Consider the following 12,031-nt stretch of genomic DNA (forward strand, 5'->3'; position numbering starts at 1 on the left):
GAACCACACCCCGATCTTCAGGGGATTGAGACGCCTGCGCTGTGCGAAATGCGGCCAACGATGTCGGTCGGAACGACACCCCGATCTTCAGGGGATTGAGACACGCGGACGAGGTGCTCGAAGTCGAACGGGTCAGTGTCGGAACGACACCCCGATCTTCAGGGGATTGAGACATGGGAACCCGGCCTGCCCTCCGTCCCACGGGGGTCGGAACGACACCCCGATCTTCAGGGGATTGAGACTCGGGGTAGCCGCGCAGCGTCGAGTCGTCTTCAGGTCGGAACGACACCCCGATCTTCAGGGGATTGAGACTTGTTCGTGTTCTTGGTCATCTCAGTTCCTTCCGTCGGAACGACACCCCGATCTTCAGGGGATTGAGACAGCCGCGAGACGGCGATGTGCCGCCTCGCGGGTCGGAACGACACCCCGATCTTCAGGGGATTGAGACGAGAAAGCTCGGCGGCTCGCCTCGACGATCGCGTCGGAACGACACCCCGATCTTCAGGGGATTGAGACAGGCGCCTCGGCGCTGCTGCCCGCGCACAGCACCAAGGTGCCAAGGCCTCGCGAAATCGCGCTTCCCGGTGCCATCCACACGCCCCCACACCCGCCGCCGCGGCGCTCGAGAGCCAGGCTCGCAACCCCGGGGCATCGCACCCAAAGCCCGGCAGCCTAGCCGGCCTTCCCTGGTAGGCCGCCGCCCGCGCGCATCCGCGCCGCCGTCCAGCCAAAGACACCAAGCGCCACCACCGCCGCAACAGCCGACACGCCCACGAGCGCAAGCCCCAGCGCCTCCGCGCCGCGCGCAGGGGAAAGCCGGTCGCTCAGCCAGCCGATGAGCCCGAGGCCCACCGCCTGCCCAAGCAGGTTGTTCACGAACAGCGCCACCGCCACCGCCATGCCCCGCTCGCCCGGCCCCACCGCCGCCTGGATGCCGGAGAGGATCGGCGCCTGCGTCGCCACGAACATCGCATAGGCCAGCGCGAACAGCAGGAGGAACGGCTGCGTGGCCTCGGCCCGAAGCGCAAGCGCAAGCGGCACGATGGCAAGGAGGCCGGCCAGCCCCGGAAACCAGGCCCGCCAGCGCTCGTCGCGCCGGACGAGGAGATCGGTGAGGACGCCCCCGAGGAGCGGTCCCGGAATGCCGCCCGCCAGGAAGGCAAGACCGAGCGTGAGCGCAACATCCCGCACCGGAACCCCGAACTGCCGGATCATCACCGCCGGCATCCAGAAGGCCATGGCGTAGCCGATCATGATCTGGACGGCGAAGCCGAGCGCCAGGCCGACGAACACGCGGTTGCCAAGCAGGCTCGCAAGTGTCTCCCGCACAGGCCGCTGGCGCAGCTCCGCACCCGGCAGCGCGTAGCGGCCGCGCGGCGGCTCGCGCACAGTGCACAGCACGAGGAGCCCGATGACAAGGCCCGGCGCCCCCATCAGCACGAAGGCCCAGCGCCAGCCGAAGGCATCCGCAAGCAGCCCGCCGGCCACGAGGCCGGTCACCGTGCCCATCGTCGCCCCAACCGTCAGCACGCCCATCGCCCGGGCCAGCTCCTCGCGGCGGAAATAGTCGGCAATCAGCGACTGCGAGGCCGGGCCGCTGCACCCCTCGCCCACCCCGACACCCGTGCGGGCCAGGAACAGGCTCCAGAAGCCGACGGCAGCCCCGCAGAGCGCCGTCATCGCGCTCCAGAAGGCGATCGCCCCCGCCACGATCGTCCGCCGCGTCGACCGGTCGGCCAGCCGCGCGGCCGGGAAGCCGGCAAGAACGTAGGTGACGGTGAACGCGAAGCCGCCGAGGAGCCCGAGCTCGGTGTCCGAGAAGGCAAAGGTCGCCCGGATGTCCTCGAGCAGGATCGAGAACACGAGCCGATCGGCAACGCTGAACAGGCTGACGAGCGTCAGCAGCAGGAGCACGTACCAGCGGTAGACGCCTTCGGCCGCGGCGGGCGGCGTGGAACTCGGCATCGGACCTCCCCGTCAGGCTGCCGCCTGCAGCCTGCCACGCATCATCGGCCCGGGCGTTCGGGCTGCGCGCCTAGCGGTTTGGCGAGATTTCCCGCCCCGCAGTCTCGGCTAGCTTGGCAGACGGGAGAGAGTGCGGCGCGCAATCTGGGCGCGCCCGAATGTCAGGGGAGGAGTGCGGGCCATGCGGTTCTTGCACTTGCGCTGCGTTGCCGGCGGCGCCGGCTGGCTCGGGAGCGCCTCGCTGCTGGCGCTTGTCGCGACGCCCGGGGTCGCCTTCGCGCAGGCGACAGCCGAGACCGCCACCTCGGCGGAATCGACGTTCGGCGAGATCATCGTGCGCGCCCGGATGCAGAACGAGACGCTGCAGGACGTGCCGGTCACCGTCTCCGTCGTTGGCGGCGAGGAGATCGAGCGCTACAGCTTCAATCAGATCGCCCAGGTGGTGAGCCGGGTCCCCACGCTCAACGTGCAGGTGGGCGGCTCGGGCTCGGGCGGCCAGCTCAGCCTGCGCGGCGTCGGGTCCTCCAACATCTCGGCAGCCTTCGATTCCGCGGTCGCGCTCGACTACGACGGCGTCCAGGTGTCGACCATGCGGATGCTGCAGACCGGCTTCTTCGACGTGGCCCAGATCGAGGTGCTGCGCGGGCCGCAGTCCCTCTACTTCGGCAAGAGCGCGTCTGCCGGTGTCTTCGCGATCAAGTCCGCCGACCCCACGCCGAAGTGGGAAGCGGGCGTCAACGCCTCCTGGGAGTTCGAGGAGAAGGGCTGGCTCGTCGGCGGCTTCGTCTCGGGCCCGCTCACCGACACGCTCGGGATCCGCTTCGCGGGCCAGATCAACGACATCTCCGAGTTCCAGAAGCTCCAGCCCGGAACCCCGGCCGCGAACCAGACCCGGGGCCTGAAGTATCTCATGGGCCGGGTCACCCTCCAGTGGGATCCGGACCCGGGCCTCAACGCCAACCTGAAGCTCCAGTACACCCGCTTCGAGAATGACGGAGCGATCGGCACGGCCGAAGTGTTCTGCGGCAAGAACGGCGTGGCCGACCCCATCGTGCTCCTCCAGGGGAACATCGCCATCCCCGCCGGCTACAACTGCAACGTCTTCGACCAGCGCTACTTCCTGGTGGATGCCTCGCGCGCGCTCGCACCCGGCGTGCCGCTGCCGTCGCGCGCGGCGGGGCGCAACGGCGTCCCCTTCGGCGAGACCGATCTCTTCTTCGCGCGCCTGAAGTGGGACGCGAAGCTCAACGACCGCTTCACCCTCTCCTCGGTGACGGGCTTCCTCGACCTCGACGCGGTCGACTTCGACTCCTACAGCTATGGCGGGATCGGCCCGGCCTCCACGACCATCCCGGCTCCCTCCCCGCCCTTCCCGCCCGGCTCGACCCTTCCCGTCAGCCTCGTCGCGCCCGCGCTTGCCGCCAACAACGCCCCCGGCTCGCCGCAGGGCATGGGCACCAGCGACCCCAACAACAAGCTGACCCAGCTCACCCAGGAGATCCGCCTTGCAAGCGAATTCTCCGGCCGGTTCAACTTCATGCTCGGCGCCTTCTACGAGTGGCGCAAGTTCACCTTCGACACGGCGCAGAACGGGGTGAACATCTCGATCATCTCGCCAGACCCGACGCGGAACCTCCTCGGCGGCGGCGTCGCGCCGGGCACCGGCTACACCTTCGACTGGAACAAGATCCACCTGACCAAGACCGAGGCCATCTCGCTCTTCGGCAGCCTCACCTTCGACATCACCGACACGCTCCAGCTCTCGGGCGGCGTGCGCTGGACCGATGAGCGCAAGGTGCAGACGATCAGCGTGCCCTACGTCCACAACCTGCTCGCCTATGTCGCCGACCCGGGCGGCTCGGGCCTCTTCGTGCCCAGCCCGACCTTCCTGCAGAGCGGCTACTTCTCGGGCCCGATCCGCTTCTCGGATTCCAACTGGTCGCCCGAAGTCACGCTGCGCTACCAGCCGTCGAGCGACCTCACCCTGTTCGCCGCGTTCAAGACCGGCTTCAAGTCGGGCGGGATCGACAACTCGGCGCTGCCATCGAACGCGCTGCGCGGGCTCGCCAGCTCCGACCCGGCGGTCGTCGAGGCGACCAAGCGCTCGCTCATCTTCGATTCCGAGACGGCGATCGGCGGCGAGGTCGGCATCAAGTCGCAGCTCGCCGACCGGCGCCTCACTCTCAACGCGACCGGCTACTGGTACGTCTTCGACGACCTCCAGGTCCAGAACTTCAACGCCTTCCAGGTGCAGTTCGTCACCACCAACGCCGGCCAGGTGACGACGCGCGGCGTCGACCTCTTCGCCGGCTGGAACACGCCGATCGAAGGCCTCGTCCTCTCGGGCAACCTCTCCTTCCTCGACGCCAAGTACACCGACGCCTTCATCCAGCCCGGCGATGACGGCATCCTCGGCACGCCCGACGACGTCGACCTCAACGGCCGGCGCGCCTCGCAGGCGCCGAAGGTGGCGGGCAATGTCGCCGCCGACTGGGTGGCGCCCATTTCCTCGGGCCTCCAGCTCGTCTTTGGCGGCAACCTCGCGTTCAACAGCGGATACCTGACGGATGAGGCCACACTCGACGAGGACTATTTCCAGCGCCGCTTCATCACCCTCGACTCGACCATCGGCATCGGCTCGCGCGACGGCCGCTGGCAGCTCTCGCTCATCGGCGTGAACCTCACCGACAAGATCTACGTCATCACGTCAGGCAACCGGCCGTTCCTGGCCCCGGCCGGGGGGCGGCTGCCGCGCGGCGACGACGTGATCCTCACCCAGAACCGCGGGCGCCAGCTCTTCGTGGAGGGGCGGTTCCGCTTCTGAGGACGGCGGCAGGCGCCGGACCGGGCCGAAAGGACAGTTGCGCGAGACGGCCAGGGCGCGGCAGCGTGCCGCCCCAGCGAAACGACACGGGGAGAGGAACATGTCGCGCGCGGAACTGAACGCGATGCTGCGGTCGCTCGTGGACCACGGGCTTGCGGGCACCATGGACCTGGCCGACAAGGTGGTGCGCATTCCGGCTTCCACCTACACCGACGAGGCGCTGTTCGAGCGCGAGAAGCAGCGAATCTTCCGCCGGCTTCCGCTCATGCTCGCGCCTTCCTGCGAGCTTCCGGAGCCGGGCTCCTACAAGGCGATGGAGGTGGTGGGCGTGCCCGTCCTTCTCGTCCGCCAGCGCGACGGCACCATGGCCGCCTTCCTCAACATGTGCACCCACCGCGGCAATCCGGTGGCCCATGGCCGCGGCAAGGCCAGCCGCTTCACCTGCGGCTACCACGGCTGGACCTTCGGGGCCGACGGCAGCCTGCTTGCGGTCGCCTCCCAGCAGGACTTCGGCCCGGTCGACAAGGCCACCCACTGCCTGAAGCGCTTCCCCTGCCTCGAGCGCGCCGGCCTCGTCTTCGTCATCCTCGACACCGAGTCGACGCTCTCCATCGAGGATGCGCTCTGCGGCTACGACGCGCTTCTCGCCCACTTCGGCTTCGAGAACTGGATCCTGTTCGACCAGCGCCAGCTGCCGGGCCCGAACTGGAAGACGGCCTATGACGGCTACCTGGACTTCTATCACCTGCCGGTGCTCCATGCGAACACCTTCGGCAGCGACTTCTTCAACCGCGCCAACTACTTCGCCTGGGGCCCGCACCAGCGCCTGTCGACTCCGTCGCGCTTTGCCCAGAAGACCGGCTCGGACGAGAAGATCGACCTTGCCGCCATGAATGAGGCCGACTGGCCGATCGACGCGCTCATGCAGGGCGTGTGGACCATCTTCCCCCACATCTCGATCGCGAGCTTCTACGGCGGCGGCGCGCGCGGCGCGATGATCAGCCAGCTCTTCCCCGGCCGCACCGTGGGCGAGAGCATCACCACCCAGTTCTACGTGATGGAGCGCGCGCCCGAGACCGAGGCAGAGCGCCAGGGCGCGCGCGACCAGTTCGACTTCCTGAAGGTGGTCGTGGCCGAGGAGGACTATGCCACCGGCAAGCGCCAGCACGAGGCGCTGATGAGCGGCGGGCTCAAGGACGTGCTGTTTGGCCGCAACGAGCGCGGCGGCCAGGTCTTCCACCGCTGGGTGGAGCGGATCGTCGCCGCCGATGACGCCGAGCTTGCCGAGATCTTCCGCAAGACCCGCGAGGAGGTGGAGGCGGCACGGGAGCGGGCGCTCGCCCCGGCCTGAGCCGCGCGCGGGAGAGCGCGCCAGCGCCAGACGGGAGCGCCAGACGGGAGGACCAGACGGAAGCGGCAGGCAGGGGGCGGCGGACGGAGGCGGCCGCGCCTGCCGGGGCGAGCCGCGCAGGGCCGGAGAGCAGCGCACGCGTCCGGCTTCTCTCGCCGGGCCCGGGGGCGGGGGAAGCGCGGCGAGGGCAGGGCGGGCGGCGGGGCGCGGCCCCTCAGCCGAAGGGCGGGCGGAAGTTCGACTCGCCCCAGTTCTGCCGCTTCGCCCAGGCACCCAGCGTCTCGAGCTTGCCGGCGAGCTCCGGGAACCGCTCGTAGACATAGTCCATGTTGACCGCGAAGGGCCGCGTGGGGGCCGTATTGTTGTATTCGTAGAAGGCCTCGATGCCCTTGGCGAAATCCGCCCGCATCTCGGCCGGCATCTCGTCGCCGGCGGCCTCGACGAGATAGCGGCCGAAGTCCTCGGGCGTGCAGGGGTCGTAGCGGATGGGCCTGCCGAGCGCCTCGGACAGAGCTTGGGCCACCTGCGGCCCGCGCAGGCGCTCCGGCCCGCCGATGTTGACCCACGCCCCCTCGAGATCGGGCCGCTCGAGGGAGACGAGCATGAAGCGGGCGACATCGTCGAGGCTGATCCAGTTGGCCTCGAGGTTCGGGTTGTGCGGGTAGACGTAGCGGCCCTCGTTGACGATGAAGGGGCGCGCCCAGTTGGTGAGCAGGTTGTCCATGAAGAGGACCGAGCCGAACACCGTGCCGGGCGCGCCCGAGCGCCACAGGGCGTTGATGCCGGCCGTGTTCGCGCCGTAGGTGAACGGGTCGCCGGGCTTGTCGGGAATCCAGCTCGAGGTGTTCCACACCACCCGCTTGACCCCGAGCTCGGCGGCCGCCCGGCCCACCTGGCCGACGAGCGTCGCCCGGTCGGCCCGGGCCTGGAGCGGGTGGGTGTAGAAGATGTAGTCCACCCCCTCGAGCGCCGCCCGGTAGGTGGAAGGATCGTAGAGATCCATCGGCACGACCTTCACCCGCTCGACGCCCGGGATGTCGGCGCCCGCGAACGGGTCGGGCCGCCTGGAGATCGCCCGCACCTCGTAGCCCGCTGCGAGCGCCTGCCGCACCTGCGCCATGCCCTGCCGCCCGGCCGCGCCGATGACCGCGATCAACGCCATGATATCCTCCCTTCCTCTCTCCCGGCGCCAACCTAGGCATTGCGCGCGGTCCCGGCGGACGGCCGAATCTGCTAGCTCGCCTTTTGGACGAGGGACGACGGAGGGCGCGATGCCAGGCGCAGCGCAGCGGGTGATCGAGGAATTCTGGCGGATCCAGGACGGCGGGGACTACCGGCTCCTCGTCGACCTCTTCGCCGAGGACGCCCGGCTCGAGGACCCGATCTACGGCCTGTTCGAGGGCCGCGAGGCGATCCGCGGCTTCATGGCAAAGATGGTGGAGGAGATGGGGGCGCGGCAGATCCGCTTCACTGCCGACGAGATCCGCGGCGACGACGAGGTGGCCTGGGCGCGCTGGACCATGCATGCGCCCGAGGGCACGCGCGGGGGAGTGGGCATCTACCGGGTGCGGGACGGCCGGCTCGTCTACTACCGCGACTATCTCGACCCGCCGGCGAAGGCGGGCTGAGCCGCGGACCAGGGCGGACCGCCACCACCCTGCCCCGCCCTCACATGGGCCGGTAGAGCGGGTGGCCGCCGGCAGCGACGGAGAGGATCGGCAGCGGGAACGCGGCCGCCGGGCTGTCCCCCGGCTGCGCCGGGAGCGGCAGCATCCAGTCGAGCACGTAGCGGCGGGCAGCAATCCGCCACTCGCCCGCCCGCCGCGCGAAGCGGTCGAGGTAGCGGCCGCCGTAGAGGGTGCCGGCAAGCACCCCGTCCTCGCCCGCGCGCACGCCGGCGGCGAGGCCGTAGCACTCGCCCTCCGCGGCGTCGTCGCCCGTGAACGCGAGCGCAAGGCTTCCCAGGAAGTGCCAGCGCCGCACGGCCGCGCGCTCGATCCCCATCACGACGGGCACGAACTCCGCCGCCGTGCCGGCGAAGAAGCCGTAGTCGATGGCGGCATCCGGCCAGTAGCAGGACGCCTGCCCCTCCTCGTCCAGCCAGTCGAGCGTGCGGGCGTAGCGCGCCAGAAGCGCCTCGATCGCGCGCTGGTCGAGGAGCCTGCGGACCTCTGCCTCGGGCGTCACTTGCGGCCCGCCCACCAGGAGGCGATGGTCAGCGGGAAGCGTTCCTGGGCGATGCGCATCGCCTCGGGCGCCCCCTCGGGAAGCGGCGGATCCTCGGTCCGCACCAGGCCGGGGGCGGCCGTCGAGACGGGGTCCACATACTCGAGGCGGATCGACTCGAGCACCTCGCCGAAGGGGTGGCTCTCATGGTGGTCCGACATCTGGTGGTGGTAGAAGGCCCACTTGTCGCGGAACGAGAGCAGGCAGTAGTAGCTGTTCTCGGCCTCCCCCTTCCAGTATTCGTAGCGGACGACCCCGGGCTCCGTGGCGTGGGTCTGTCGCACCATGTCCTCCATGATTGCTTCCCACGTCTCGAGCTTGTCGGGCCTGATGCGGATGTGGGCGAGAAGGGTCGTCATTGGGCGGCTCCTTGCGCGGGGCGGATGTCGAGGAGGAGTTCGAGCAGGCCCAGCATGATGCCGGGCTGGTAGGGGTAGCGGTTGTCGGGGCTTGCCGAGAAGCCGTCGAGCCGGTCGAGCAGGCGGTTCCAGGCAATCGTCTGCTCGAGCCGCGACAGCCCGGCACCCGGGCACACGCGCGGGCCGGCCGAAAACGCGAGGTGGCGGGTGACGGCCTTGCGGTCGAGCTTGAGCATGTCCGGCTCCTCGAACGCGAGCGGGTCGATGTTGGCCGCCGCCCAGCGGAGATGGAGCGTCGAGCCCGCCGGCACCTCGACGCCCGAGAAGACCTCGTCCCGGGACGTGATTCGGGTCGAGAGCCCCTGCGTCGGCGAGCGCAGCCGCATCGCCTCCTCGATGAAGGGGCGGATGAGGCCGCGGTCCGCCTTGAGCCGCTCGAAGAGGCCCGGGTGCTCGTCGATGAGCCGCGCCTGCTCGGCGATCGCATACTGCGTCGTCTCCAGCCCGCCGATGACCATCGCGTAGACGACGCCGTTGATCTCGTCGTCGGTGAGCTTCCGGTCGAGCGCCTGGTAGTGCACCTGGGTCAGCCAGCTGATCATGTCGTCGGCAGGCCGCGCGCGCTTCTCCCGCACCTTCTCGCGCACATAGTCGGAAAAGCCGGCGAGCAGCCGGAACTTCTCCGCCTTCTGCTCTTCGGTGAGGATGTTGTTGTGGCCGCGCCCGAACACGTAGGACATGACCTGCGCCTGGCCCCAGATCTCGAGCTGGGGCACGTCCTCGAGCGGGAAGCCGAGCAGGCTCGCCATGGTGCGCTGCGGCAGCGGCCGGGCGAACGCCTTCACGAAGTCGATCCGGGTGCGGGCGCCCCAGGCGTCGATGAGCGCATCGGCATGGGCGGTGATCATCGCCGCATGGCGCGACGCGCCGGGGCCGACCCAGGGGTCGGTCAGCTCCTGCCGGTGCGCCCGCCACAGCGCCTGGGTGGGCCGGAGCGTCACGATCGACTGCACCATGGCATCGAGATCCGGCATCTCGGTCGGGAGCTTCCCCGACTGGATCACCTGGGCGACGAGAAGATCGAGGGTGGGCGGGAAGCGGCTCCAGTCCTTCACCACGCGCGAGATGTCGGCGTGGCGGGTCAGGATGAAGGCGTCGCGGTCGGGCGTCAGGCCCTCGCCCGGCAGCCGCACGACCGGCGCCTCGGCGTGAAGGATGTGGTAGGCCGCATACCAGTGGCGCGGCGCACCGGGGCCGAACAGATCGACGTCCGCGGCGCTTCGCGGGCACTCTACCTCGCGTGGCTCCACCTCCACGGCGGCTTCCCTCCTCCGTCCCGTGCCCCGTCTATTCAATCGCCCAGTTGCCGTCGTCTGGCGTCCTTCATAGGTGTCACTTCGGAGGGACAAGGGAGGTCGCGATGAGCCGGGTGGAGACACTGCCCCCCGAGGCGTGGGATCCGCGCCTGCGCGCCGCGGTGCGGCCGGAGGCGCTGACCGATCTCGAGCAGGGCCTCATGCGCATCTTCGCCCACTGCCCCGAGCAGGCGCTGGGCCTTGCCGCCTTCGGCGGTGCGCTGAAGCGCGGCCGCCGGCTTCCCGAGCGGCTCGTCGAGCTGGTGCGCCTCCGGATCGCCTTCCACAACCAGTGTCGCAGCTGCATGGCCATCCGCTATCGCGACGCCGTGGCCGACGGCGTCGACGAGGCGCTCGTCTGCGCGCTCGAGCGGCCGGAGGAAGCGCCCGACCTCACGCCTGCCGAGAAGGCGGCGATCCGCTACGGCGAGAAGCTCGCGACCGACCATCTGGCGATCACCGAGGCCGACTACGACGGCTTGCGCGAACACTTCACCGAGGCCGAGATCGTCGAGCTTGGCATGACGGCGGCCTTCTTCGTCGGCTTCGGCCGGCTGGGGGCCACCTGGCACATGGTGGAGGAACTGCCCGAGGCCTTCCGCGGAACCCAGCGGATCGCGCCCTGGGGCGAGGCGTCGATCGAGGTGCGCTGACCATGGCAACCGCCACGAAGGACCCGGCCGCGGACCCGGAGCTCGACCTGTTCGACCCCCAGGTCCAGCAGTGCCCCTACCATGCCTACAGGCGCCTCCGGGACGAGGCGCCCGCCTACCGCCTGCCGGGCACCGACATCTGGGTCGTCACCCGCTACGAGGACGTCCGCCGGGTGCTGACCGACGTCGAGAGCTTCCCGAGCAGCGCCGGCAACACGCCCTACCGCACCAACGTGCGCGACCTCGAGCGGGCGAAGAAGGTGGCCGCGCGCTTCGCCGAGAAGGGCTGGGTGCCCGCGCCCACGCTCGCCGGCCGCGACGACCCCAACCACCGGCAGATGCGCGCCATGTTCAACGAGGCGTTCAAGCCGAGCCGGATCAAGGCGCTCGACCCGCTGGTGGAGCGGCTGGCCTACGAGCTCATCGACGGCTTCCTCGCCGACGGCCGCTGCGAGTGGGTGAGCCAGTTCTGCGTGCCGCTGCCGCTCTACATCATCGGCGAGCAGATGGGGGCGCCGCGCGAGGACATCTGGAAGATCAAGCGCTGGACCGACGCCTTCTTCCAGCGCATCTCGATGATGCTCCCTGAGGAGCTCGAGATGGAGATGGTCGATCGCGAGATCGAGGGGCAGCACTATTTCCAGGCGATCTTCGAGCGCCTGCGGAAGGAGCCGGACGACTCGCTCATCAGCGTGCTCGTCAACACCGTGATCGAGGAGTGGGGCCGGCCCCTGAACGACAACGAGCTCCACGCCGAGATGATGGCCGACACCTTCGTCGGCGGCTCGGAGACGACCACCAACGCGCTCGCCGCCGGCATGAAGCTCCTCATCGAGAACAGGGACGTGTGGGCGAAGCTGCGGTCAGACCCCGACCGCTATCTCAAGACCTTCGTCGAGGAAGTCGTGCGCCTCGAATCGCCGGTGCAGAGCCTCATGCGCTTCTGCGCGAAGGACACCGAGATCGGCGGCATCACCATTCCGGCCGGCGCGCTCGTGAACGTCCGCTACGCGGCCGCCAACCGCGACGAGCGCATGTTCGCAAACCCCGACACGATCGACCTCGAGCGCGAGAAGGCGGGCGCGCATCTTGGCTTCGGCTCCGGCACCCACCACTGCCTCGGCGCGCCGCTTGCCCGGCGCGAGCTGTGGTGGGGCTTCAAGGCGGTCATCGACCGCTTCGAGGACATGGAATTCGACGAAGGGAACGACTTCGCCTACCATCCCCACTTCCTGCTGCGTTCGCTGAAGCAGCTGAAGATCCGCTTCACCCCGCGCCGGGCCTGAGGCCGGGGAGGA

10 protein-coding genes and 1 CRISPR repeat array (1 of these 11 running past the window's edge) are annotated in these 12,031 nt (G+C 69.6%); of the genes, 5 read left to right on the plus strand and 5 right to left on the minus strand.

Annotated features, from left to right (window positions below):
- Positions 1–516: direct repeats of the CRISPR family, unit length 36 nt; unit sequence GTCGGAACGACACCCCGATCTTCAGGGGATTGAGAC; it begins 847 nt to the left of the window's first position.
- Between the two features lie 156 nt (positions 517–672).
- Complete coding sequence (locus tag H3H34_RS11060) at positions 673–1,965, minus strand: spinster family MFS transporter (protein ID WP_194745349.1); 1,293 nt, start codon at positions 1,963–1,965, stop codon at positions 673–675.
- A 181-nt stretch (positions 1,966–2,146) separates the two neighbouring features.
- On the opposite strand from H3H34_RS11060, the gene H3H34_RS11065 reads away from it, so the two are divergent.
- On the plus strand, positions 2,147–4,789 hold the full coding sequence (locus H3H34_RS11065; RefSeq protein WP_194745350.1) for a TonB-dependent receptor: 2,643 nt from the start codon (positions 2,147–2,149) through the stop codon (positions 4,787–4,789).
- 100 nt (positions 4,790–4,889) lie between these two features.
- Positions 4,890–6,140: an aromatic ring-hydroxylating oxygenase subunit alpha gene (locus H3H34_RS11070; RefSeq protein ID WP_194745351.1), complete on the plus strand. Its 1,251-nt coding sequence runs from the start codon at positions 4,890–4,892 to the stop codon at positions 6,138–6,140.
- A 214-nt stretch (positions 6,141–6,354) separates the two neighbouring features.
- On the opposite strand, the gene H3H34_RS11075 is transcribed toward H3H34_RS11070, so the two are convergent.
- Positions 6,355–7,302, minus strand: coding sequence for an SDR family oxidoreductase (locus tag H3H34_RS11075; protein WP_194745352.1), 948 nt, complete (start codon positions 7,300–7,302; stop codon positions 6,355–6,357).
- Between the two features lie 109 nt (positions 7,303–7,411).
- Between H3H34_RS11075 and H3H34_RS11080 the strand changes: the two genes are divergently transcribed.
- Positions 7,412–7,768, plus strand: coding sequence for a nuclear transport factor 2 family protein (locus H3H34_RS11080; protein WP_194745353.1), 357 nt, complete (start codon positions 7,412–7,414; stop codon positions 7,766–7,768).
- 40 nt (positions 7,769–7,808) lie between these two features.
- Here H3H34_RS11080 and H3H34_RS11085 read toward each other — a convergent pair whose 3' ends face one another.
- From H3H34_RS11085 to H3H34_RS11095, 3 genes are read right to left on the minus strand one after another with little or no spacing between them, the layout of a single operon-like run.
- A complete protein-coding gene (locus H3H34_RS11085) occupies positions 7,809–8,327 on the minus strand; it encodes a nuclear transport factor 2 family protein (protein ID WP_194745354.1) in 519 nt (172 codons plus the stop codon).
- Positions 8,324–8,725, minus strand: a complete 402-nt coding sequence (locus H3H34_RS11090; protein WP_194745355.1) for a putative quinol monooxygenase — start codon at positions 8,723–8,725, stop codon at positions 8,324–8,326. Before H3H34_RS11090 ends, H3H34_RS11085 begins: the two co-directional genes overlap by 4 nt.
- Positions 8,722–10,041 (minus strand): cytochrome P450, encoded by a 1,320-nt coding sequence (locus tag H3H34_RS11095; protein WP_328831912.1) that lies wholly within the window; start codon positions 10,039–10,041, stop codon positions 8,722–8,724. The genes H3H34_RS11090 and H3H34_RS11095 overlap by 4 nt, the downstream gene beginning before the upstream one ends.
- Before the next feature lie 104 nt (positions 10,042–10,145).
- Here H3H34_RS11095 and H3H34_RS11100 point away from each other — a divergent pair, with 104 nt between their 5' ends.
- Together H3H34_RS11100 and H3H34_RS11105 are read left to right on the plus strand one after the other, a co-directional pair.
- Positions 10,146–10,733, plus strand: coding sequence for a carboxymuconolactone decarboxylase family protein (locus tag H3H34_RS11100; protein ID WP_194745356.1), 588 nt, complete (start codon positions 10,146–10,148; stop codon positions 10,731–10,733).
- A 2-nt stretch (positions 10,734–10,735) separates the two neighbouring features.
- Positions 10,736–12,019 (plus strand): cytochrome P450, encoded by a 1,284-nt coding sequence (locus tag H3H34_RS11105; protein ID WP_194745357.1) that lies wholly within the window; start codon positions 10,736–10,738, stop codon positions 12,017–12,019.
- Positions 12,020–12,031: the final 12 nt, after the last annotated feature.

Origin of the sequence: Thermaurantiacus tibetensis (genome assembly GCF_015354055.1) — a bacterium.
Classification (GTDB): domain Bacteria; phylum Pseudomonadota; class Alphaproteobacteria; order Sphingomonadales; family Sphingomonadaceae; genus Thermaurantiacus; species Thermaurantiacus tibetensis.